Raw genomic sequence first — 23,795 nt, forward strand, 5'->3', positions numbered from 1 at the left:
CCTACCGCAGAAAGCAGCCGGATCCGATCACGCCCCCTCTCACCGGGTCTGGCGGATCATCGACAACCCTCACCCCCGCTCGCGCGGGCGTGGCGAATCTAACAGCCGGGACGGGGCTTCCGGAAGGGGCTCCGGGGCCGGGACGGGGCCATGCCGCGGCGTCCCGGCGGGGTTGCTCCCGGGCCGGGCCGTCAGCGCGCGGCGACGTAGGCGGCGATCGCCTCGCGCACCCGCTTGAGGCCCTCGGCCAGTTCCTCGTCGGTAATGTTCAGCGGCGGCACGAAGCGCAGCACGCTGGTGCCGGCCTGCAGGATCAGCACCTGCTTTTCGGCGGCCAGGTCGAGCAGCGCGCCGATATCGGCCACGTACTCCGGCTTGAGCACCGCGCCGATCATCAGGCCCATGCCGCGCACCTGCTCGAACACGCCGAACTCGGCGCCGATCGCCTCCAGCCCGGCCTTGAGCGCGGCCGACTGCCGGGCCACGTTGGCCTTGATTCCCTCCGAGGCCAGGGTGCGCAGCGCCACCCGCGCCACCGCCGCGGCCAGCGGGTTGCCGCCGAAGGTGGTGCCGTGGGCGCCGACGCCCATGACCTCGGCGACCTTCGGCCCGGCCAGCATGGCGCCGACCGGGAAGCCGCCGCCCAGCGCCTTGGCCAGGCTGACGATGTCCGGGGTCACGCCCCAGTTCCAGTGCGCGAACAGCTCGCCGGTGCGGCCCATGCCCACCTGGATCTCGTCCAGCACCAGCAGCGCGTCGTGCTGGTCGCACAGCTCGCGGGCGCGGCGCATGAACTCGGCCGAGGCCGGCATCACCCCGCCCTCGCCCTGTACCGGCTCGAACATCACCGCGGCCACGTCGCCGCCGGCCATGGCCGCTTCCAGCTGTGCCACGTCGTTGAAATCGGCATAGCGGAAGCCACCGGGCAGCGGCTCGTAGCCCTCCTGGTACTTGGGCTGGGCGGTGGCGGTCACCGTGGCCAGGGTGCGGCCATGGAAGCTGCCGCGGAAGGTGACGATGACCCGCTTCTCCGGCGGCCGGCCCTGCGCCGCGGCCCACTTGCGCACCAGCTTGATCGCCACCTCGTTGGCCTCGGCGCCGGAGTTGCACAGGAACACGCGGCTGGCGAAGCGCGAGGCCTGCACCAGCTCCTGCGCCAGGTGCAGCGGCGGCTCGCTGTAGAACATGTTGCTGGTGTGCCAGAGCTTGTCGGCCTGGGCCAGCAGCGCGGCCTTCAGTTCCGGGTTGTTGTGGCCGAGGCTGCACACCGCGATGCCGGCCGCCAGGTCGATGAACTCGCGCCCCTGCGTATCCCAGAGCCGCGCCCCCTGGCCACGCTCGAGCACGAGCTGGCGGGGCCGGTACACCGGCAGGTAGTACTGCGACAGGGACAACAGCGGCTCGGCGACAGCGGTCATGGCGTTCCGGTAGTGGTAGTGGTGGGCGAAAGCCGCATTCTCCCCCATTACCCGGGCTGCGGCACAATAGCGCCATGCGACTGTTCTCCACCCCGCAGCTGAACCCCGCGTCCGAGACGGGCTGGCGCCGCCGCTGGTTCGACATCATCCACCGGCGCGACACCCGGCCCTCGCGCAACTTCGACCTGCTGCTGGTCTACGCCATCGTCGCCAGCGTCACGGTGGTGATGTTCGACAGCGTGCAGCACATCCACGCCGCCTGGGCATCGTGGTTCTACGTGGTCGAATGGGGGTTCACCCTGCTGTTCACCGCCGAATACGTGCTGCGGCTGCTGGTGGTGCGGCGGCCGCTGCGCTATGCGCTCAGCATCTGGGGGGTGATCGACCTGCTGGCGATCCTGCCCACCTATATCTCGCTGCTGCTGCCGGGCGCGCAGTCGCTGCTGGTGGTGCGCGCGCTGCGCATCCTGCGCGTGTTCCGCATCCTCAAACTGACCCGCTACATCGAGGAAAGCGGCATCCTGATGCAGGCGCTGTGGCGCAGCCGCCGCAAGATCCTGCTGTTCCTGTCGATGGTGGTCACCATCGCGATCATCGCCGGCTCGCTGATGTATGTGATCGAGGGCCCGAGCCACGGCTTCAGCAGCATCCCGGCCAGCATGTACTGGGCGGTGGTGACCATGGCCACGGTCGGTTTCGGCGACATCGTGCCGCAGACCACGCTGGGGCGCTTCGTCACCTCGGTGCTGATCCTGATCGGCTACAGCATCATCGCCGTGCCCACCGGCATCTACACCGCCGAACTGGCCAACGGCATGCGCCAGGCCGAAGCCTGGCGCCGCCGCCGCGACGACCGCGGCTGCATCGTCTGCGGCCACGAGGGCCACGAGCAGGAGGCCCGCTACTGCAACCGCTGCGGGCATGAACTGCCCGAGCCGCTGGAACCGTGACCGGCATGGCCGCGGGCACGCGCCCACGGCCACTGCGGCGTTTCAGTCCAGGAACAGATCGGGCAGCAGCGCCCGCGCGGGATCGACCGCGTAGCCGGACAGGTCGCTGACCCCGGCCTGCGCCAGCACCTCGTCGTCGATCAGGAACTGGCCGCTGAAGCCGGCCGCTTTGCGCACCAGCACCGCGTGCGCGGCATCGGCCATGATCTCCGGGCGGCGGCAACCGGCCACATCGACCCCGGGAATCATGTTGATCGCGTCGGTGGCGATGACCGTGCGCGGCCACAGTGCATTGACCGCCACGCCCTGCGGGCCGAACTCGGCGGCCAGGCCCAGGGTCACGAAGCTCATGCCCATCTTGGCCAGGGTATAGCCGGTATGCGGCCGCCACCATTTCGGGTCCAGGCTCGGCGGCGGCGCCAGGGTCAGGATGTGCGGGTTCGGCGCCTGCAGCAGGTGCGGCAGGCACGCCTGCGCGCACAGGAAACTACCGCGCGCATTGACCTGCTGCATCAGGTCGAAGCGTTTCATCGGCGTGTCCAGCGTGCCCCGCAGCCAGATCGCCGAGGCGTTGTTGACCAGGATGTCGATGCCGCCGAAGGTGTCGACCGTGGCCGCCACCGCCGCGCGTACCTGGTCTTCCTCGCGGATGTCGCACTTCAGCGCCAGGCCGCGGCCACCGGCCGCGTTGACCGCCTCCACGGCGCTGTGGATGGTGCCGGGCAGCTTGGGGTTGGGCACCGCCGACTTGGCGGCGATGGCGACGTTGGCGCCGTCGCGTGCGGCGCGCAGCGCGATCGCCAGGCCGATGCCGCGCGAGGCGCCGGTGATGAAAAGGGTCTTGCCTTGCAGGGTGCTCATGCGCGACTCCGCGATACCGATGGAAGCGGAGCGCATTATGCGCCACCGGCGCGACCGCCCCTGCCGGTGCCGCGCGAACACCTGCGGTTAATCCGCGATGTCGATACTGGCGCCCTTCCACAGCCGTCGTGCGTTGCCATGAAATCCCTGCCTGTCGTCGTTTCCCTGCTGCTCGCCTTGTCCCTGCCCGCCTGCCAGGAGCGCACCGCGCCGCCCGGCGAGGCGACGCACCCGCGCGACATCGCCGGGCAGACCACCGGCTTGGGCAACGGCGATGCCACGCCGGTGCGGATCGATGCCAGCGCGGTATGGAGCGGCGCGACCGACGGCTGCCGCCAGGCGGCCGCGCCCGGTGGCAACCACTGCGTGGTCGAAGCCATGCGCGGCGCCGGCGCGACACCGGCCGCGATCGCCGCCGCGCAGCGCCTGGCGGCACAGGGCGAATCCGGTTATGTCAGCGCCTGGGACGACCAGTCCGGGGTGGGCGTGGCGACCCTGGAATTCCCGCTGCGCGCCAACACCAACCAGGGCACCTGGCTGGTGGATGCCAACGGACGCACCATCGACGTGGATGCGGATGTGCTGCCGGACAGTGCCCGCACCGGGGCGCAGGCCCGCGCATTCTTCGACAGGCACCCGGAGGCGGTACCGTTCGCACCGGCGCAAGCCGCCGGCACCGCGCCGCTGGCCGACGGCGGCGTGCGCCTGCTGTACGCCACGCCGCTGCGCGGCTGCCATGCCTGCGCCGACGACGGCATGCTCACCCTGGGCTACGACTTCGACGCCCAGCGCCGCTACATCGGCAGGCAGGTGGTGGAGGTGCGCTGAGCCATGAGGTCGCCCTGTCCGGTCGACGCAGGCCAGCCCCACAACGCCGCCCCCCCTCCAGCGAACCCACCGTAGAACGGGCCCTGCCCCGCTGTGGATTTCCCGGCAGACCCCAGCGGGGCACGCCCATCTCCACGCGCATTGCCAATGTGATGGCGCCAAGCCCTCCTTTGTATCAAGGGGGGCGCGCCAAAGGCGCGGGGGATAGGCCGGCAAGGCGTCGGGGCCCAACGTTCTGCCGTGCGGAACTTTGGGGACGCAGCCCGCTGCGCGGGTTGGGTCACATCTTCGGGCCCTGCCCCTCGTTGTCTTCCCAGTGCAGGATGCGCCGGGTCACGAAGCGGTACACCGGCTTGCCGGTGGCGAACCACAGTTCGCGCACCCACGAATGGCGCTTGAGCAGGCGCAGTTCCACCGGGGTCAGCGCCTGCCGGCAGTACATGCGCTTGTGCTTGAGCAGATGGCGCAGGTCCTCGCGCGCAAGCAGGCGCATCCAGCGCGAGCGCGGGGCGCCGCAGACCGCGAGCTGGAAGTCGATCAGCGCCGGCGAGCCGTCGGCGCGCACCAGCCAGTTGGCTTCCTTGGCCAGGTCATTGTGGGCGATGCCCTGGCGGTGCACCTGCTGCAGCAGGCGACGCGCGGCATGGAACCAGGCCACGTCGCCACGCGGCGGGCGCAGGTGCATGGCCGCGCCCTCCATGTAGCTGCGGTCCAGCCAGCGCCCGTCCCAGCGCAGCAGCCGCGGGGTCGCCTCCATTCCGCCCAGCCTGGCCAGCGCGCGCGCCTCGCGCCGCGCCAGCCACCATGCCGGCAGCCGCAGCCACCACGGGGTGGCGCCCAGATCGCGGCGCACGAAGCGGCGGCCGCCCTCGCACACCACCAGGATGCGGCCGAAGCTGTCGGATTTGAGGATCTGGACGCCGTCGTCGTGGGAAATGGCCATCAGCGCCATTCTAGCCGCTGGCACCCGCCGCCCAGGCGCGCGGCGACGCGACGTCGCATTACCTGCATGGCCGCTGTCCGGAACCCCGGCGCAGGGCAGCGGTCAGACCCCCACGCCCTTTTATAATCCCGCGATGCAACCTTCCTGGATCGACTCCCTCCTGGCCTGGATCGCCGCACACCCGGTGCTGGCCGGCGGCGCCGTCTTCGCCATCGCCTTCTGCGACGCGGTGATCATCCTCGGCGCGATCGTGCCGGCATTGCCGCTGATGATCGCCGTCGGCGTGCTGATCGGCATGGGCGAGATCTCCGGCCCGTATGCGGTGGCCTGCGCCGCGCTGGGGGCGTTCTGCGGCGACGGCCTGAGCTACTGGGTCGGCCGCCGCTGGGGCGACCGCCTGCGCGGGGTATGGCCGTTCAGCCGCTACCCGCAGCTGCTGGAACGCGGCGAACTGCTGTTCAGGCGCAACGCCTTCAAGAGCATCCTGGTGGCGCGCTACGTCGGCGCGATCCGCCCGTTCGTGCCGGCCATCGCCGGCATGGCGAAGATGCCGCTGGCGCGCTACGCGCAGCCCAGCGCGGTGGCCAGCCTGTCGTGGGCGGTGCTGTTCCTGCTGCCGGGCTGGGCGCTGGGCCAGGCCTACGACGCGGTGGCCGCGGTCGCCGGCCGGCTGTTCGTGGTGGTGGCGCTGCTCGGGGTGATGCTGGGGCTGGTGTGGGCGATCGTGCTGTACGGCTACCGCTGGTCGGCCGCGCGCATGGACGGCTGGCTGGCGCGGCTGCTGCGCTGGTCGCAGCGCCATCCGCACCTGCTCGGCCGCTACTGGAACGACCTGTTCGACCCGCGCCGGCGCGAGTCGGTGCCGCTGGCGATGCTGGCGCTGATGCTGCTGTTGCTGGGCTGGGGCTGGTTCGTGCTGCTGATGGTGGTGGTCGGCCATGGCGAGCCGCTGTCGCTGGACCTGGCGGTGCACCAGCTGATGCTGGCGCTGCGCAACCCGCTGGCCGACTACCCGATGGCGGCGCTGGCCTCGCTGGGCGACTGGCAGGTGCTGTTGCCGGCGATCGCCGCCGGCATGGGCTACCTGTGCTGGCGCCGGCGCTGGATGGCTGCCGCGCACTGGCTGGCGGCGCTGGCCTTCGGCCTGGCGCTGACCAAGCTGCTGGGCACCACCGTGGACGTGGTGCGGCCACCGGCCGCCAGCAGCGGCTTCGGCTTCCCGTCGGTGTCGGTGACCATGGCCACCATCACCTTCGGTTTCTTCGCGGTGCTGATCAGCCGCGAGCTGCCCGGACGCACCCGGGTGTGGCCATACCTGGTATCGGGCATCGTGGTCACGATCATTGGTTTTGCCCGCCTGTACCTGGGCGCACACTGGCTGAGCGATGTCATCGGCGGCATGTTGTTCGGCATTTTCTGGCTGCTGGTGCTGGGCATCGCCTACCGCCGCCGCTTCAACCGCTCGTTCTGGGTCAAGCCGGTGACGTGGCTGTTCTATGGCGTCTTCCTGCTGGCCGGGTTCTGGTACGCGCCGCGCAACGTGGCGGCCAAACTGGCCAAGTTCGAACCGGCGGCCGAGGCACCGCGGACGATGGACATGGCGGTGTGGTGGCAGGACGGCTGGCGCGAGCTGCCGGCACGCCGCAACGAATTCGACGACGACCAGCGCTGGCCGCTGGACGTGCAGGTGGCCGGGCCGCTGGCGCCGCTGCAGGCGCAACTGGAACGCCACGGCTGGCGGCTGCAGCCGCAGGCCGGCTGGCAGCAGGCTCTGACCATGCTGGACAGCAAGGCCACGCCGGACCAGGTACCGGTGCTGCCGGCGACGCTGGACACCCATGTCGAATCGCTGCTGATGCTGCGCCGGGGCGCGCGCCCGGACGAACTGCATGCGCTGCGCCTGTGGCCGGCGCCGGTACGGCTGCAGCCGGGCCAGGCGCCGCTGTGGCTGGGCAGCGCGCAGACCCTGCGGTTCCAGCGCCACTTCAAACTGTTCGGGCTGTGGCTGCCGCTGCGCGGGGTGGACCCGGCGCTGGCGGCGGTGACGCAATCGCTGGACGGCATGCAGACCCGTACCCAGGCCATGCCCGAAAACGGGATGCAGTTGCTGATGATCCGCAGCGAACCGCAACCGTAGCGGCGGCCGTTGTCCCTCCCGCACTGCGTAGATGCAGGGCTTGCCCTGCATGAAGCCTCCCCGGTAAAGCCCCGTGCCGGGCAAGCCCGGCACCTACGCGTACCGGTGCAATTCCCGCCCTCCGTAGATGCAGGGCTTGCCCTGCATGAAGCCTCCCGGTGAAGCCCGTGCCGGGCGAGCCCGGCACCTACGCGCACCGCCTCAATTCCCGCACTCCGTAGATGCAGGGCTTGCCCTGCATCAAGCCTTCCCGGTAAAGCCCCGTGCCGGGCAAGCCCGGCACCTACGCGCACCGCCGCAATTCCCGCTCTGCGTAGATGCAGGGCTTGCCCTGCATGAAGCCTTCCCGGTGAAGCCCCGTGCCGGGAGAGCCCGGCACTACGCGCACCGCCGCAATTTGCGCCCTCCGTAGATGCAGGGCTTGCCCTGCATGAAGCCTCCCGGTAAAGCCCCGTGCCGGGCGAGCCCGGCACCTACGCGCAGCGGTGCAATTCCCGCTCTCCGTAGATGCAGGGCTTGCCCTGCATGAAGCCTTCCCGGTAAAGCCCCGTGCCGGGCGAGCGCGGCACCTACGCGCACCGCCGCAATTCCCGCACTCCGTAGATGCAGGGCTTGCCCTGCATGAAGCCTCCCGGTAAAGCCCCGTGCCGGGCGAGCCCGGCACCTACGCGCAGCGGTGCAATTCGCGCCCTCCGTAGATGCAGGGCTTGCCCTGCATGAAGTCTTCCCGGTGAAGCCCCGTGCCGGGCAAGCCCGGCACCTACGCGCACCGCCGCAATTCGCGCTCTCCGTAGAGGCAGGGCTTGCCCTGCATGAAGCCTTCCCGGTAAAGCCCCGTGCCGGGCGAGCCCGGCACCTACATGCACCGGTGTAATTCCCGCCCTCCGTAGATGCAGGGCTTGCCCTGCATGAAGCCTTCCCGGTAAAGCCCCGTGCCGGGCAAGCCCGGCACCTACGCGCACCGGTGCAATTCGCGCTCTCCGTAGATGCAGGGCTTGCCCCGCCTCTACAGGTCGGATTCCGGCGGCGGCTCGAAATCGGGGATCCAGGTGAGCAGTTGTTCCAGCCGCCGGTGCGGGTCGTCTTCCTGCAGCAGCACCAGCCGCTGCGCTTCGTCCAGCGGCAGCAGTTCGGCCAGCCGCCAGCCCACCCATGCCGCCTGGTCCAGCTGCGCCGGGCCGGCGCCGGCGAACTCGCCCCCGGCCTGCTCCAGGATGCGTTCCAGCAGCAGGCCCAGCAGCGCATGCTCCGGGCGCAGCTCGTCGTCGTGGTCCGGCTCGCGCCAGTGGATATCGCCCACCACCAGGCCGTTGTCGCGCACCCGCGTGCGCGCGACGTGGAAACGGCGGCCGCCGCGCAGGCGCAGTTGCAGCACGCCGTCGGCGCCGACATCGAAATCCTCGACCAGCGCCTCCACGCCCCAGGCCGCGGGCGTGGCCGGCGCACCGACTTCTTCGCCGTCCAGGATCAGGCAGATGCCGAAGGTGCTGCCGTGGCGGCCACATTCGCGCAGCAGGTCCAGGTAGCGCGGCTCGAACACGCGCAGGCCGAGCGCGGCGCCGGGCAGCAGTACGGCATGCAGCGGGAACAGGGACAGGGTCTGCGTGTCGGTCATCGGCCGGGCCAGGCTCCGGAAACGGGGGAATCGCGGACGAGGGTAGCGCATGACCGTCGCGCCCCCCGCGCCGCGACGGGTCGCGGCATCAGCCCTGCAACTGCGCCAGGAAGCGGCGCGGCGCGCCGTCGAAGCCGCCGTTGGACATGAACACCACATGGTCGCCGTCGCGTACCGCTTCGCCCAGCCGCGCCAGCAGCGCATCGGTATCGGCCACCGCCTGCGCCTGGCCGCGTACCGCCGCGATCACCGCGGCCGCATCCCACGGCAGCTCCGGGCGGGCCAGGAACACCACCGCGTCGGCGATGTCCAGCGATGGCGCCAGTGCCGCGGCATGCGCGCCCAGCCGCATCGAATTGCTGCGCGGCTCCATCGCCACCACGATCCGCGCCGCCCCGACCTTCGCGCGCAGGCCTTGCAGCGTGGTGTGGATGGCGGTGGGATGGTGCGCGAAATCGTCGTAGACGGTCACGCCGCGCGCCTGCCCGATCACCTCCAGGCGGCGCTTGACGCTGTGGAAGCCGGCCAGCGCCGGTGCCACCGCGGCCACGTCCACGCCCACCGCATGCGCGGCGGCCAGCGCGGCCAGGCCGTTGAGCACGTTGTGCCGCCCCAGCAGCGGCCAGCGCACCTGCGCCACGTCCACGCCCTGGTGCAGCACCGCGAACGCGCTGCCGTCCGGTTCGACCAGGCGCGCGCTCCATTCCAGCGCGGGATCGAACCCGAAGCGCTCCACCGGCGTCCAGCAGCCCATTGCCAGCACCTCGGCCAGGCGCGCGTCCTCGCCGTTGACGATCAGCCGGCCGCGCCCGGGCACGGTGCGCACCAGGTGGTGGAACTGGCGCTGGATCGCGGCCACGTCGGGGAAGATGTCGGCGTGGTCGTATTCCAGGTTGTTGAGGATCGCCACCAGCGGCCGGTAGTGGACGAACTTGCTGCGCTTGTCGAAAAACGCGGTGTCGTACTCGTCGGCCTCGACCACGAACTCGCGGCCGCTGCCCAGCCGCGCCGACACGCCGAAATCCTCGGCCACGCCACCGATCAGGAAGCCCGGCTCGCGCCCGGCGGCCTGCAGCAGGAAGGCCAGGATGGTGGTCGTCGTGGTCTTGCCGTGGGTACCGGCCACGGCCAGCGTGTCACGGCCCGGCAGTACGTTTTCGGCCAGCCACTGCGCGCCGCTGGTGTAGCGCCGGCCGGCGTCCAGCACCGCCTCCACCGCGGGGTTGCCGCGCGACAGCGCGTTGCCGATCACGACCTCGTCGCAGTCGGCGCCGATGTTGCCGGGCAGGTAGCCCTGGGCCAGGCTGATGCCCAGCGTTTCCAGTTGGGTGGACATGGGCGGGTACACCGCCTGGTCGCTGCCTTCGACCGTGTGGCCGAGTTCGCGGGCCAGGGCGGCCACGCCGCCCATGAAAGTACCGGCGATGCCGAGGATATGGAGCTTGCTCATGCGCCGATTGTCGCCGATGCGCCGGCGCGCGGGTATGTCACCCCGGCATTACCCTTACCGACGTGTAGGGAAAACTCCTATACCACCCGGGGGCATTCATACCGAGAATGCACGGGCCAGCCGCAGTATCCCTCAGGTCCTACTCCCCAAGAGGCCATCCCCAGGGAGCTCATGCTGCGGGGCTCTGAGCACGCCCACCTGCTGGCCCCTGCAACGACGAACGCCCCGGACCAGCCAATGGCCCGGGGCGTTCTTCATGCGCCCGCTCCGGCGCAGGTCCGGAGCGGAAAGCCGGGCATCAGCGCTTGATCGCCGCCAGGATGCGGGCCAGCACCTCGTCCAGCGCGCCGACGCCGTCGACCCGGGCCAGGGTGCCCTTGCCGGCGTAGAAGTCGATCACCGGCGCGGTGGAATCGTTGTAGACCTGCAGGCGCTGGCGCACCGATTCGGGGTTGTCGTCGGCGCGGCCCTGCTCCTTGGCGCGGCCGGCGATGCGCTCGACCAGCAGTTCGGTCGGCACGTCCAGCTGCACGATCGCGTCCAGCGGCTGCTGCAGGCGCGCCAGCAGTTCGCCCAGCGCGTTGGCCTGGGCCACGTTGCGCGGGTAACCGTCGAGGATGAAGCCGTTGGCGACGTCGGCCTGCGCCAGGCGCGCTTCGAGCATGCCCAGCAGGATGTCGTCGGACACCAGGTTGCCGGCGTCCATCACCGCCTTGGCCTGCTTGCCCAGCTCGGTGCCGGCGGCCACTTCGGCGCGCAGCAGGTCGCCGGTGGAGATGTGCGGAATCCCCAGCTCTTCCTTCAGGCGGGTCGCCTGCGTGCCCTTGCCCGAACCGGGCGGTCCCAACAGAACCAATCGCATTCCTGACTCCCTTGTATGTAGAGGACGTTTCTTTCAGGGACGGACAGCGGCGTTAGACTCATGGGCCGATTCACGCTGCACCGCAATAACGCAGCTTACCGCATCCGGCCAATGTCCCGGAAATGTCCCCCGCCCAGAGAACCCCGCCCATGTCCAAAGGTACCCTGCTCTACGCCCAGTCCGGTGGCGTGACCGCCGTCATCAACGCCACCGCCTCGGCGGTCATCGCCGAAGCCAGGGCGAAGAAAATCAAGGTGTTGGCGGCACGCAACGGCATCCTGGGCGCGCTGCGCGAGGACCTGGTCGACACCTCCCGCGAGTCGGCCGCGAGCATCGCCGCGCTGGCCCACACCCCAGGCGGCGCGTTCGGCTCGTGCCGCTACAAGCTCAAGTCGCTGGAAGCGGACCGGGCCCGCTACGAGCGCCTGCTGGACGTGTTGCGGGCGCACGACGTGCGCTGGTTCCTCTACAACGGCGGCAACGATTCGGCCGACACCGCGCTCAAGGTCTCGCAGCTGGCCCGCGAGTTCGGCTACCCGCTGACCTGCGTGGGCGTGCCCAAGACCATCGACAACGACCTGGCGGTCACCGATACCTGCCCCGGCTTCGGCTCGGCGGCCAAGTACACCGCGGTGTCGGTGCGCGAGGCGGCGCTGGACGTGGCGGCGATGGCCGAGACCTCCACCCGGGTCTTCATCTACGAGGCGATGGGCCGCCATGCCGGCTGGCTGGCCGCCGCGGCCGGGCTGGCCGGGGAGAATCCCGACGAGGCACCGCAGATCATCCTGCTGCCCGAACGCGCCTACGACGAAGCCGCCTTCCTGGCGAAAGTGAAGCAGGTGGTGGCGAAGGTGGGCTGGTGCGTGGTGGTCGCCAGCGAGGGCATACAGGACGCCGACGGCCGCTTCGTCGCCGACGCCGGCGGCGCCACCGACTCCTTCGGACATACCCAGCTCGGCGGCGTGGCCTCCTACCTGGCCGGCCGGGTCAAGGCCGAACTGGGCTACAAGGTGCACTGGACCCTGCCGGACTATCTGCAGCGCTCGGCCCGCCACGTCGCCTCGAAGACCGACTGGGAGCAGGCGCAGGCGGTGGGCAGGGCGGCGGTGCGGTTCGCGCTGGAAGGCCGCAATTCGGTGATGCCGGTGATCGTGCGTACCGGCGACACGCCGTACCGCTGGAAGATCGAGGCCGCGCCGCTGTCCAGGGTGGCCAACCACGAGAAGAAGATGCCGGCCGGCTTCATCCGCCGGGACGGCTTCGGCATTACCGACAAGGCGCGCCGCTACCTGCAGCCGCTGATCCGCGGCGAAGCGCCGCTGCCATGGGGCCGCGACGGTCTGCCGAAGTACGTGACCCTGAAGAACGTGGCGGTCGCCAGGAAACTGCCGGTCTGGGAGGGCTGAGCCGGCAGCGCCCTGGCGTGCGTCGCGGTGACTTCAGGCAGGTGCGCGGCGGCACGCGCGGCGGCATCGTGGCGCCGTGTTTCCCGCACAGGCACGACGCCATGACCCGCAGGATATTGATCGGCATGCTCGGCTTCCTTCTGGCCTGCCTGATCGGCGCCGCAGGCTATCGCCTGGGCCAGCACCTGGCCGGGCACGACGCGGGCCCCGCGCAGGCGGCGGCCTGAGTGGGCAACCGCGGGCGCGGCGACGCATCCGCCTCAGCGGCAGGGCGTGCCCTGCAGGGTCATCCGCACCGCGAACGCGGGCAGTGACGCGAGTTTGCCGGCATCGGCCTGCTGCCGCGCTTCGCCCAGGTACACGCGCACCTGGCCCTGCCCGTCGCGGACCAGCGGTTGCTCGACCGGGCGCCGCCAGACTTCGACCACCGCCTGCTGGCCGGGACAGGCCGCGGCCGGTATGCGGATGCGGTCGTTGAGCCGCCACCCGTCCTCGCCGGGCCGCACCCGGGCGAAGTCCAGCAGCGCCGCGCGCGGCTGGCAGCGCGCGTCGGTGCGTACCGGCTGCATGGCGTAGGGTGCGTCGGCCTGGCCGGTGAAGCGGCCTTCGATGCGCACGCAGGCCTCGGGGATCTGGCGCACGGTATGCACCGCGCCCACCGCCTGCGGCGTGCCCGGCGGGCGCTGGATTTCCGGTTGCGTGGCCGCCGGCGCCTGCGCGCCCGCGGCCAGCGGCAACAGCGCCAGCAACGGTATCGACCACTTTCCACGCCGCACTTTCATCGGCCCGCCTCGCGTCAGGGAAAGCCGCACGGTGCCAGCGCGGCGCTGAACGGCAGGGCAAGCGCGCCGGCCCGTGACAGTGAACGGCAGCTGACCCATACTCGCCGCAGCTCCAGGAAACGTTGAACACCGCGACACGTACCACGGCCGCTGCATGGCTCCGGGTCTGTTCCAGTGCTTCATCCCCGGCGTGTCCCGCGTTCAGCGCTGCTGGACGACATCCACCTGTGCTGGAGGGGTTCATGCTGGAACACTACGGTCTCGTCTTCGCGCTGGCCTGCGCGGTCATCGCCATCGCCTATGGTCTGTTCGCCGCCCGCTGGATATTGCGCCAGCCGGCCGGCAACGCACGCATGCAGGAAATCGCCTCGGCGATCCAGGAAGGCGCGCGCGCCTACCTCAACCGCCAGTACCTGACCATCGCCATCGCCGGCGTGGTGCTGTTCGTGCTGGTGGGCGTGTTCCTGAGCTGGTACACCGCGGTCGGCTTCGCGGTCGGCGCGGTGCTGTCCGGCGTGGCCGGCTACATCGGCATGAATGTCTCGGTGCGCGCCAACGTGCGCACCGCCGAGGCCGCGCGCAACGGCATGGGCGCGGCGATGGACGTGGCCTTCAAGGGCGGCGCGATCACCGGCATGCTGGTGGTGGGGCTGGGCCTGCTGGGCGTGGCCGGCTACTACTTCGTGCTGCAGCAGCTGGGCCTGGCGCAGGCCGACAACCTGCACGCGCTGGTCGGGCTGGCGTTCGGCTCGTCGCTGATCTCGATCTTCGCGCGACTGGGCGGCGGCATCTTCACCAAGGGCGCGGACGTGGGCGCCGACCTGGTGGGCAAGGTCGAAGCCGGCATTCCCGAGGACGACCCGCGCAACCCCGCGGTCATCGCCGACAACGTCGGCGACAACGTCGGCGACTGCGCCGGCATGGCCGCCGACCTGTTCGAAACCTACGCGGTGACGGTGATCGCCACCATGCTGCTGGGCGGCATGATGATGGTGCCGGGCTCGGCCGACTTCGCTGGCAGGAACGCGGTGCTGTATCCGCTGGTACTGGGCGGCGTATCGATCCTCGCCTCGATCATCGGCGCGATGTTCGTCAAGGTCTCCGGCAGCAAGCCCAACATCATGGGCGCGCTGTACAAGGGCGTGATCGTCTCCGGCGTGCTGGCGGCGATCGCGTTCTACCCGATCACCACCGCGCTGATGGGCGACAACGCCCACGGCGCGATGAACCTCTACATCTGTGCCCTGATCGGCCTGCTGCTGACCGGGCTGATCGTGTGGATCACCGAGTACTACACCGGCACCCAGTACAAGCCGGTGCAGCACGTGGCCAAGGCCTCCACCACCGGCCATGGCACCAACATCATCGCCGGGCTGGGCGTGTCGATGAAGTCCACCGCGCTGCCGGTGGTGGCGGTGTGCGCGGCGATCTGGTTCGCATACCTGCACGGCGGCCTGTACGGCATCGCCATCGCCGCCACCGCGATGCTGTCGATGGCCGGCATGATCGTCGCGCTCGACGCCTACGGGCCGATCACCGACAACGCCGGCGGCATCGCCGAGATGGCCGAGCTGCCGCCGGAGATCCGCGACATCACCGACCCGCTCGATGCGGTGGGCAACACCACCAAGGCGGTGACCAAGGGCTATGCGATCGGCTCGGCGGCGCTGGCCGCGCTGGTGCTGTTCGCCGACTACACCCACAACCTGCAGGCGGCACACCCGGGCAGGGCGTTCCTGTTCGACCTGTCCGACCACCGGGTGATCATCGGCCTGCTGGTCGGCGGCCTGATCCCCTACCTGTTCGGCGCGATGGCGATGGAGGCGGTGGGCCGCGCCGCCGGCGCGGTGGTCGAGGAAGTGCGCCGCCAGTTCCGCGAGATCGCCGGGATCATGGACGGCAGCGGCAAGCCGCAGTACGACAAGGCGGTGGACATGCTGACCCGCTCGGCCATCCGGGAAATGATCGTGCCGTCGCTGCTGCCGGTGGCGGTGCCGATCGTGGTCGGCCTGCTGCTCGGGCCCGAAGCGCTGGGCGGGCTGCTGATCGGCACCATCGTCACCGGCATCTTCGTGGCGATCTCGATGACCACCGGCGGCGGTGCCTGGGACAACGCCAAGAAATACATCGAGGACGGCCACTTCGGCGGCAAGGGCAGCGAGGCGCACAAGGCCGCGGTGACCGGCGACACCGTCGGCGACCCCTACAAGGACACGGCCGGCCCGGCGATCAACCCGCTGATCAAGATCATCAACATCGTGGCGCTGCTGCTGGTGCCGCTGCTGTAACCGGCGCCCGCTTCCCGCGCTGCGCTGCGCTTCCCCCGTCCGCGGGGAAGGGCAGCGCAGCCGGGCGCTGGCCCCGCAGCCGCGGCCAGGACATCGCCGCCTGCTGCCGGTGCCACGCCGGGGCACGCCCCGGATCAGGCCGCGGCCCGCGGCACGGGGTGCGCCGCAGCGGCCCGACGCACGCGGTTCAGCGCGCGCGTGGCCGCTTTACCGCATGCACCCGCCCGCTGCGGCCGCCGCCGCAATAGAACAGGTCGCCGCCGTCGGCCTCCAGGCCGCTGACGCTGATGCCCGGCGGCATGCGCAGGCGTTCCAGTACGGTGCCGTCCTGCGGATCGACACGGCGGATGTCGCTCTCCTCGCCCTCGCCGGTGCCGTGCCACAGCTGGCCGTCCACCCAGGTGACGCCGGTGACGAAGCGATCCGATTCGATGGTGCGCAGGACCGTGCCGTCGGCCGGATCGATCTGGTGGATCCGGCGCTGGCGGTACTGCCCCACCCACAGGCTGCCCTCGGCCCAGGCCATGCCGGAATCGGCGCCGGCGCCGGGCGCGGGGATCGAGGACAGCACCCGCCCGCTGCGCGGGTCGATCTTGTCGATGCGCGCTTCGGCGATCTGGTACAGGTGGGTGCCGTCGAAGGCGGTGCCGGCATCGCATGGCAGGGCCAGGGTGCGGACCAGCGCGCCATCGCGCGGGTCGAAGGCCACCAGCGCCGCGCCGGTGGCGGCCCACACGTTGTGGCCGTCGAAGCTCACGCCGTGGATGCAATCGGCGTCGGCGAACGGGCCATAGTCGCGTACCACTTCGGCCGGGCGGACCGGGGTGGCGGCCACGCCGGGGACAGGGTTTCCTGTGCTCATTGCTGCGTTCTCCTGGCACATCGGGGATTCGGTGCCTGCCGGTGACCCTAGTCAACCGGCAGCGCGGCGGGGAGTAACAAGATCGTCGTGAATCCACCGGGCGGCAGCGACCACCAGCGCTGCGCGCGGCCGCGTCCGCGCGAGCGCACGCGCCCGGCTGCCTCCAGCTCAACCAGCGCCCTCTGCACGTTGCGCTGGCTGCCGCCCAGTGCCAGGGCCAGCGCCGAGGTGGACCAGCCGGCGCCATCGGCGAGCAGCGCCACGAGCGCGGCCTGGGCGCCCTCGAACGGCGGCGCCAGCACCCTCACCGTATCCGTGGCATGCGGCACCAGCCGGAATCCGCCAGGCGTGGCTTCGATGCCGGCCACCGCCGCGACGAGCGCGCGCAGGCGGCCGATTTCCACCCGCAGCCGCGCGCGCAGGCTGTCGTCGCGGTGGCGCATGCCGAATACGCGGGCGACCAGCGCGTCGCGCTCGACATCGCCCGGCCATGCTTCGGCCAGCGCACGGGCCAGGGCGAGCAGTACCGGGCGCCGCACCAGCGAGTGCCAGCGGCCGTCCTGCCGCACGCCCCGGCGGCAGCCATCCACGACCAGCGCGCCGGACGCCAGCAGGGCCTGCACCTGCCCGATCCGCAGCGGCACGTCCACGCCGCCGCCGAGGCAACGCGCGGCGGGCTGCTCCAGTTCCGCGCGGGCGGCGGCGACTTCCGCCTGCAGCGCGGCAATGCCGGCCACACCCGCGGCCACGTCCGCGGCCTCGAGCGCCGCGCGCGCCTCGGCCACCCGCAGCGCACGCAGCGCCAGCGCCGCGGCGGTCAGCCCGGCCATCGCCGCCAGCGCCGGCGGCATCCGCTGGCCGTCCAGGCGCGACAGCGCCTCGGCAGCCTGCGGCAGCCTGCCGAGCAGCAGCCAGCGGCGCGCCAGGATCAACCAGGCCTGCAGTGCATTGCCCTGGTCGCCGTGCGCCTGCAGCTGCGCCGCGAGCGCGCGCAGCGGCGCCGGCGAACCGCCGAGCTCGCGCATCGCCAGCGCCACCTCCGCGTCGGCCAGCGCGCAGCGCGCCCGCGACAGCCCCTCGTGCGTGCCGAAGCCGCGCCGCGCCCGGCGCAGCAGCCCGCGCGCGCGCGCCAGTTCGCCGAGCCGGGCCATGGCGATCCCGCGCAGGGCCAGCGCCGCCGGGTCCTCGCGCAGCGCCACGTGGTTGAGCGCGGCCAGGACATCGCCGCTGGCCAGGGCGCGCGCGGAGGCGGCGATCAGCGAATCCATGCCGGCAGGCTACCCGTCCGTGCCCCGGCCTGCACCCGGCCGGCCCCGGGGGACCGGCGCCGGTGGCCGCGCCGCCCGGCGGGCTTTGGTGCGCCGCACCAGCGGCAGGCGTAGAATGCCGCCTTTCTGTCAAACGCACGATTCGGAGCAGCGCATGGGTCTGGAACTCGTTTCCGCGGGCAAGAACCCCCCGGAAGAAATCAACGTCATCATCGAGATCCCGAAGGATTCGGAGCCGGTGAAGTACGAAGTGGACAAGGAATCGGGCGCGATCTTCGTCGACCGCATCCTCTCCACGCCGATGCGCTATCCCTGCAACTACGGCTATGTCCCCAGCACCCTGTGCGGCGACGGCGACCCGGCCGACGTGCTGGTGGTGCTGCCGCTGCCGCTGGTGCCCGGTTCGGTGGTGCGCTGCCGCCCGGTGGGCGTGCTGAAGATGAGCGACGAAGCCGGCAGCGACGAGAAGATCCTGGCCGTGCCGGTGGCGAAGATCTTCAGCGGCTATGGCCACGTCGAGGACATCGCCCAGGTATCCAGCCACTGGCTGGAGCGCATCGGCCACTTCTTCGAGCACTACAAGGACCTGGAAAAGGGCAAGTGGGTCAAGATCGAAGGCTGGGGCGACGCCGCCGAGGCCAAGCGCATCCTGGTCCAGGCGCACGAGACCTTCGTGGCCAAGCAGGGCTGAGCCACGCCGGCGGCGGCGCCATGCCGCCGCCAGCGACGAGCATCACGTTTCATCCGCCCGGTGCATGACCGCGGCCGGGTGTTCCGCTACATTGACAGGCCGGGTTACCGGCCTGTTCCAGTTCGGCCGGACGGTTCCATTGGGGGAAATGTCTTGCGTATCCTGCTAGTCGGCGACGAAGCCAGCCTGTCGGCCGATCTCCTCGAGTACATCACCGACCTGGGCGAGGACTGGCAGGTCCAGAGCGCCCCGGACGGCAATGCCGCCATCGCCACGGTGGCGTCGAGCACGATCGACGCGGTGATCGTCGCCCCGGCGCTGCCCGACCTCACGCCTGCCACCCTGCTCGGCCAGATCCGCACCCTGCGCCCGGAAACGATCCGCATCGCGCTGATCGAAGCCGCGCAGAGCCAGCGCGCGCCCTCGGCGCGCATCATCGGCGTGGCGCATCGGTTCCTGCCGCTGCCGCTGTCGCCGGAAGTGCTGCTGGAAGCGCTGACCAGCCTGGAGGAACTGCGCGACCTGCTGGACAGCCCGCGGCTGCGCGCCGCCATCGGCCGCATCGAGAAGCTGCCGTCGCCGCCGCACCTGTACCTGAGCCTGATGCACGCGCTGGAAGAGGACGAGAACAGCGACGCCAGCGACATCGCCAAGCTGGTCTCGGCCGACCCGGCGATCGCCGCCAAGGTGCTGCAGCTGTCCAATTCCGCGTTCTTCAACAGCGGCCGGGCGATTTCCGACCTGCGCGGCGCGGTGACCCGGCTGGGCCTGTCCACGCTGCGCGACCTGGTGCTGGCCAGCGAGGTGTTCTCGGTGCCGTCGTTGTCCCCGGCCGAGCGCAACGCGCTGCAGGCCCGCGCCCTGGCCGCCTCGCGGCTGGCGGCGAAAATGCTGCCGTCCTCCAGCGCCGAGCTGGGTTCGACCGCGGCGTTGCTGGCCGACATCGGCCTGCTGCTGCCGGGCGTGCGCGACGCGCGCGAACCGGCGGCCGAGGGCGACGACCGGCCCGGCCACGACGAGGCCGGTGCCTACCTGCTGGGGCTGTGGGGGCTGCCGATGCCGATCATCGAGGCGGTGGCGTTTCACCTGCAGCCGCAGCGCTCGAACGTGCGCAGTTTCTGGGTCACCGGCGCGGTGCACGTGGCCACGGCCCTGGCCAGCGGCAATCCGGTGGACGAAGACTACCTGCAGCGCACCGCGGTGTTGCCGCGGCTGGAGGGCTGGCGCGAGATGGCCAGCGACCTCGCCGGGCTGTCCGCCATCGCCTGAGGCGGCCCCCGCCCTGCATACCCCGGAACGGCCGCATCTCCTGCGGCCGTTTCCGTTTCCGTTTCCGTTTCCGCGTCCGGCCTCCCGCTTCCGCACCTGTACGTACGGAAATTGCGGTCAAGGCGGCACTGGTAGCGTGCGACAGCGGCAACGGGCGCACGCGCGCATCCGCGCCAGCGCGGGCGGGCCGCGGACGCGTACGCTGCCTGCTGCCAACGGACTCCCCCGGTATGCGCAGGCGGCGCGCGCAAAGAAGAAGGGCGGGCCTTGCGGCCCGCCCTTCGTCGTGTTGCACAGGACTTCGATGGATCAGAAGCGCTGGGTGTACTTCATGTAGATGTAGCGACCGATGTCGAAGCCGCCGTAGTAGGCGAAATCGCTGTTCGGCGCCGAGTACTGCAGCGAACCACGGTGGTTGAACACGTTGTTCGCACCCAGGGCGATGGTGGCATCCCACGGCGCCTTGTAGCTGACCTGCAGGTCGTGGAAGGTGTTGGAACCGGTGCTGCGCAGCGGCTCCCACTCGCCATTGGCGTAACGGTCGGCCAGGTCGCACCAGCCGTCGGCCAGGCTGACGCAGCCTTCCTTCATGCCCGAGTAGTAGCGCGCGGTGTAGTTGGCACCGAAGTTGCCGTACTCCCAGTTCACGCCCAGGTTCGAACGCACGCGGAAGATGCCCGGGCTGCCGACGTTGCCGATGATGATGGTGTCGCCGGCCTTGTTCTGGCCGACTTCATCGTACTTGGCGGTGTAGGTGGTCTGCCAATCCAGCGAGATCTGGCCGATGGCCAGCTCCGGCAGGCGGTACTTGACACCCAGGTCATAGCCTTCGGTTTCCATCTGGCCCAGGTTGGCCAGGCCGTAGAACATCTCGCTGATGTGACCATCGGCGGCGCGCACGATGCCGGCGCAACGGCTGCTGTTGCCCAGCACGTAGCAGTCGCGCAGGATGCGGTCGACGCTGTCGGAGATGATCATGTCCTTGATCTGGTAGTTGTACCAGTCAAGCGAGATGTCCAGGCCCTGCACCCAGCGCGGGCTCCACACCAGACCCACGGTCTTGCTGGTGGAGGTTTCCGGCTTCAGGTTCGGGTTGGAACCGGAGATGAACTGATCCGGGGTGGCGCACGGCCAGGTGGTGCACGGAATCAGGCCCTGACCCAGCTGCTTGTAGTCCGGTGCGACGCCCGCGGCGGTGCAGGCGGCATTGCCGGCGACGCTGCCGGCCACGCCGACCGAGCACGGATCGGTGTACTTCTCGAAGCTCGAACCCAGGCCGCCGTACATGTTGTCGACTGACGGTGCGCGGAAGCCTTCGGCGTAGGTGCCGCGGACCAGCAGCTCATCCATCGGCCGCCAGGTCACGCCGAACTTGCCGTTCACGGTGCCACCGAAGTTGCTGTAGTCCGAGTAACGGCCGGCCACGTTGACGGTCAGTTCCTTGGCGAAGGCCATGTCGGCCAGCACCGGCACGTTCAGCTCGAGGTAGACCTCGTCCAGCTCGTACTTGCCGTTGGTGGTGGTCTGGCCCAGGCCGGTGTATTCGCCCGACTGCATGAAGGCGTCCGGCACGAAGCGGCCTTCTTCCTCGCGGTGCTCGACGCCGATGGCGAAGCCCAGGTCGCCTGCCGGCAGGGTCATGATCGAACCGGCCAGGTCAGCGGTGAACGACGTGGTCTTGGTCACGCCGGTGGTGGTGAAGGACGGGAACAGGAAGTTCTGCAGGTCCTTGTCGGCCAGCGAGCCCGGGCCGGCCACGCCGGCCGGCAGCAGCGGGTTCCACGCATAGCAGCCTTCGATCGGCTTGGCCGCGGTACCGCAGCGGGCAACGCCGTTGGCATCGATGAACGACGGGCCCAGGGCCTGGCGCGCGGCGATCAGGCTCATGTCGCCGTGGTTGGTCTTGGTCGACTCGTTGCGGTTGAACAGCGCACCGACGTTCCAGTCGAACGACTTGTCGGCGAACTCGAAGAAGCCGCTGATGGTCGGCGCGAAGCGCAGGGTCTTCAGCTTGCTTTCGGTGGTGCGCGGCATTTCCCACAGGCGGCGGCGGAACTCGACGTCCTGGCCGATCGGGTTGAACGCGCTGTCAGCCGACAGCGGGGTGCCGAACGACTGCGACTGGTACGGGTAACCGGCGATCTGCTGATCGGTGGTGCGCTCGTTGTACAGGATGTCGGCGTTGAACGACACGCTGTCGGTGAAATCGTAGTTGCCGTTGACGTAGACCGACTTACGCTCGATGCCGGTCTGCAGCATCATCTGCTGGTTGGCGTTGGCGTATTCGGCCGGGGTGATCGGGTGGTAGTCGTTCGGGTTGGTCGGATCGCCGCCCGGATTCAGCGTCTGCCAGATCGGGCTCTTGTCCTTGGTCGGCTTGCAGTCGCCGAACACGCGCGGATCGCACCACACGCCGTTCGGGCCGATCGGGCTCAGGTCACCGGCGGTGGTGTTGGGGCCCTTGCCGCCGTCACGGGAGAACCAGCGGTCCTTGGCCATCACCGGGTCCTGCTTGGAGTACTCGGCGGACAGGGTGATGCCACCGCGCTCGCCTTCCGAGCCCATGGTGAAGGAGTACTGGTTGGTTTCGCCGTCGCCCTCGCCGTACTGGCCCAGGTAGACCTGCGCTTCGGCGCCGTCGAAGCGCTTGCGGGTGATCACGTTGACCACGCCGGCGATGGCGTCCGAACCGTAGATGGCCGAGGCGCCGTCCTTCAGGACTTCGATGCGCTCGATGGCCGACATCGGGATCTGGCTCAGGTCCTGGTAGCCGCCCGTGGTGGCGCCCAGGCGCTTGCCGTTCATCAGCACCAGGGTGCGGTTGGCGCCCAGGTTGCGGATGTCGATGTAGTAGCCGCCCACGTTCTCACCGGAGGCCAGGGCCTCGGAACGGGAGATGGCCGGCGAGCCGGCCGAGGTCATGTTCTGCAGTACGTCGGCGACCGAGGTGAAGCCCTGCTTTTCCAGGTTCTCGCGGCTCAGGGTCAGGATCGGCTGCTGCGTCTCCATGTTGGCGCCGCGGATGCGCGAGCCGGTGACTTCCAGGCGGTCCAGCGTGGTGGCGCCGGCAGCGGCGTCCTGCGCGGAGGCGAAAGCGGGGGTCAGCGCAATGGCGATGCCGGCCGGGAGCAGGCCCAGCCGCACTGCGGGAGTACGAAACTTCATGAATCTCTCCGGTTACGTTAGTGGTGTGTTAAACACCCCTGAACGTTACGTTCGTACCGAAGCCATGGGTTTGCGCGAAGCAGTCGCAAACTTTGCCGAATATGGCGGGAGGCTGGCGCACGCCGCTTCGCGGTAGCGGCTGGCAGGAACCCCGAAACGCGCGCGGAAGGCACGGGCGAAACTGCAGCAGTTGTCGAAGCCACTGGCCGCGGCGACCTCGCTGATCATCATGTCGGTATCGCGCAGCAGCTGGGCCGCGCGCTCCAGGCGCAGGCGCGCGGACAGCGACTGCGGGCTTTCCTCGTACAGGCTCTGGAAGGTCTTGGACAGGTACCAGCTGGAGAAGTTGGTCAGCTCGGCCAGCTCGCCGATGCGCACCACGCGGTGGCTGTTGCCCTCCAGGTACATGCGCGCGCGCTGCATGCGGCCGAACACCTGGCGCTTGCGCAGGCGCGAGCGCCCCGGGCAGCGCTGCACGCCCTCGGAAAAGTCGCGCTGCAGCGAGGCCACGTGCAGCAGCAACGGGCGCAGCACGTGGGAACCGGGCTCGCGTGCCTGGGCCTCGCGCCACAGGCCCAGCGCGGTGCGCGCCTCGGCCCGGCTCATCACGCCGTGGCCGGCATACAGGCCGCTGTCGGCCAGATCACCCAGGGTGCGCAGCGCAGCGGCGTCCAGCGCCACGCCGATGCACAGCCCGTCGCGGCTGGCCTGGATCAGCGGGCGCGAGTCCTTCTCGAATGCGATCCACTCGCGCTGGCGCAGGCGGAAGCGGCCTTCCCTGGATTCCACCCAGGCACTGCCGCGCAGTTGCATCCACACCGTGAACACCGTGCCCGATGTCTGCAGGCTGCCCAAGCGGGCGACGCCCACGCAGTTCGGGCGCGGACCGTCCTCCGGCTGCTTCTCGAACGAAACCGACTGGCCGCGATCGACCCAGGCCACCTGTCGCATGACTCACCATCATTTGCCTTCAATGGCCGATGGTTTTGCCAACTCTGGC

Annotated in this window: 19 protein-coding genes; 8 read left to right on the plus strand and 11 right to left on the minus strand. The window is 70.3% G+C overall.

Annotated features, from left to right (window positions below; translation table 11 throughout):
- Positions 1-191 precede the first annotated feature (191 nt).
- Positions 192-1,418, minus strand: coding sequence for an acetylornithine transaminase (locus MKP15_RS07530; protein ID WP_104940258.1), 1,227 nt, complete (start codon positions 1,416-1,418; stop codon positions 192-194).
- Between the two features lie 74 nt (positions 1,419-1,492).
- On the opposite strand from MKP15_RS07530, the gene MKP15_RS07535 reads away from it, so the two are divergent.
- Positions 1,493-2,368, plus strand: a complete 876-nt coding sequence (locus MKP15_RS07535) for an ion transporter (RefSeq protein ID WP_104939493.1) — start codon at positions 1,493-1,495, stop codon at positions 2,366-2,368.
- 42 nt (positions 2,369-2,410) lie between these two features.
- Here the strand turns inward: MKP15_RS07535 and MKP15_RS07540 are convergent, their stop codons facing one another.
- Positions 2,411-3,229, minus strand: a complete 819-nt coding sequence (locus MKP15_RS07540) for an NAD(P)-dependent oxidoreductase (protein WP_240212281.1) — start codon at positions 3,227-3,229, stop codon at positions 2,411-2,413.
- Between the two features lie 138 nt (positions 3,230-3,367).
- Between MKP15_RS07540 and MKP15_RS07545 the strand changes: the two genes are divergently transcribed.
- Complete coding sequence (locus tag MKP15_RS07545; protein WP_240212282.1) at positions 3,368-4,057, plus strand: hypothetical protein; 690 nt, start codon at positions 3,368-3,370, stop codon at positions 4,055-4,057.
- 280 nt (positions 4,058-4,337) lie between these two features.
- On the opposite strand, the gene MKP15_RS07550 is transcribed toward MKP15_RS07545, so the two are convergent.
- Complete coding sequence (locus MKP15_RS07550; protein ID WP_240212283.1) at positions 4,338-5,000, minus strand: serine/threonine protein kinase; 663 nt, start codon at positions 4,998-5,000, stop codon at positions 4,338-4,340.
- A gap of 133 nt (positions 5,001-5,133) precedes the next feature.
- Between MKP15_RS07550 and MKP15_RS07555 the strand changes: the two genes are divergently transcribed.
- Positions 5,134-7,137, plus strand: coding sequence for a bifunctional DedA family/phosphatase PAP2 family protein (locus MKP15_RS07555; RefSeq protein ID WP_104939496.1), 2,004 nt, complete (start codon positions 5,134-5,136; stop codon positions 7,135-7,137).
- Positions 7,138-8,143: 1,006 nt separating this feature from the next.
- Here MKP15_RS07555 and MKP15_RS07560 read toward each other — a convergent pair.
- From MKP15_RS07560 to MKP15_RS07570, 3 genes are all read right to left on the minus strand, one after another.
- Positions 8,144-8,752, minus strand: coding sequence for an LON peptidase substrate-binding domain-containing protein (locus MKP15_RS07560; RefSeq protein ID WP_240212284.1), 609 nt, complete (start codon positions 8,750-8,752; stop codon positions 8,144-8,146).
- 88 nt (positions 8,753-8,840) lie between these two features.
- Complete coding sequence (mpl, locus tag MKP15_RS07565) at positions 8,841-10,202, minus strand: UDP-N-acetylmuramate:L-alanyl-gamma-D-glutamyl-meso-diaminopimelate ligase (protein WP_240212285.1); 1,362 nt, start codon at positions 10,200-10,202, stop codon at positions 8,841-8,843.
- A gap of 298 nt (positions 10,203-10,500) precedes the next feature.
- On the minus strand, positions 10,501-11,064 hold the full coding sequence (locus MKP15_RS07570) for an adenylate kinase (protein WP_104939499.1): 564 nt from the start codon (positions 11,062-11,064) through the stop codon (positions 10,501-10,503).
- Between the two features lie 149 nt (positions 11,065-11,213).
- Between MKP15_RS07570 and MKP15_RS07575 the strand changes: the two genes are divergently transcribed.
- A complete protein-coding gene (locus tag MKP15_RS07575) occupies positions 11,214-12,470 on the plus strand; it encodes a 6-phosphofructokinase (RefSeq protein ID WP_104939500.1) in 1,257 nt (418 codons plus the stop codon).
- A 101-nt stretch (positions 12,471-12,571) separates the two neighbouring features.
- Positions 12,572-12,697 (plus strand): hypothetical protein, encoded by a 126-nt coding sequence (locus MKP15_RS16975; protein WP_275692499.1) that lies wholly within the window; start codon positions 12,572-12,574, stop codon positions 12,695-12,697.
- Positions 12,698-12,730: 33 nt separating this feature from the next.
- On the opposite strand, the gene MKP15_RS07580 is transcribed toward MKP15_RS16975, so the two are convergent.
- Entirely contained in the window at positions 12,731-13,252 is a 522-nt protein-coding gene (locus tag MKP15_RS07580; RefSeq protein WP_161615446.1) for a hypothetical protein, read from the minus strand.
- A gap of 242 nt (positions 13,253-13,494) precedes the next feature.
- On the opposite strand from MKP15_RS07580, the gene MKP15_RS07585 reads away from it, so the two are divergent.
- Positions 13,495-15,540, plus strand: a complete 2,046-nt coding sequence (locus tag MKP15_RS07585) for a sodium-translocating pyrophosphatase (protein ID WP_240212286.1) — start codon at positions 13,495-13,497, stop codon at positions 15,538-15,540.
- Positions 15,541-15,727: 187 nt separating this feature from the next.
- On the opposite strand, the gene MKP15_RS07590 is transcribed toward MKP15_RS07585, so the two are convergent.
- Positions 15,728-16,402: a glutaminyl-peptide cyclotransferase gene (locus MKP15_RS07590; RefSeq protein WP_240212287.1), complete on the minus strand. Its 675-nt coding sequence runs from the start codon at positions 16,400-16,402 to the stop codon at positions 15,728-15,730.
- A 47-nt stretch (positions 16,403-16,449) separates the two neighbouring features.
- Positions 16,450-17,670, minus strand: a complete 1,221-nt coding sequence (locus MKP15_RS07595) for a helix-turn-helix domain-containing protein (RefSeq protein ID WP_240212288.1) — start codon at positions 17,668-17,670, stop codon at positions 16,450-16,452.
- Between the two features lie 154 nt (positions 17,671-17,824).
- On the opposite strand from MKP15_RS07595, the gene ppa reads away from it, so the two are divergent.
- Together ppa and MKP15_RS07605 are read left to right on the plus strand one after the other, a co-directional pair.
- The gene (gene ppa, locus MKP15_RS07600) at positions 17,825-18,361 is read left to right on the plus strand and encodes an inorganic diphosphatase (protein ID WP_161615496.1); all 537 of its coding nucleotides are present in this window, start codon (positions 17,825-17,827) and stop codon (positions 18,359-18,361) included.
- Between the two features lie 153 nt (positions 18,362-18,514).
- A complete protein-coding gene (locus MKP15_RS07605; RefSeq protein ID WP_240212289.1) occupies positions 18,515-19,630 on the plus strand; it encodes an HDOD domain-containing protein in 1,116 nt (371 codons plus the stop codon).
- Between the two features lie 309 nt (positions 19,631-19,939).
- On the opposite strand, the gene MKP15_RS07610 is transcribed toward MKP15_RS07605, so the two are convergent.
- A complete protein-coding gene (locus MKP15_RS07610; RefSeq protein WP_104939506.1) occupies positions 19,940-22,795 on the minus strand; it encodes a TonB-dependent receptor in 2,856 nt (951 codons plus the stop codon).
- A 45-nt stretch (positions 22,796-22,840) separates the two neighbouring features.
- A complete protein-coding gene (locus MKP15_RS07615) occupies positions 22,841-23,746 on the minus strand; it encodes an AraC family transcriptional regulator (protein WP_240212290.1) in 906 nt (301 codons plus the stop codon).
- Between the last annotated feature and the right edge of the window lie 49 nt (positions 23,747-23,795).

It is taken from the genome of Stenotrophomonas sp. Y6, assembly GCF_022436665.1.
In the GTDB taxonomy this organism is placed as follows: domain Bacteria; phylum Pseudomonadota; class Gammaproteobacteria; order Xanthomonadales; family Xanthomonadaceae; genus Stenotrophomonas; species Stenotrophomonas acidaminiphila_A.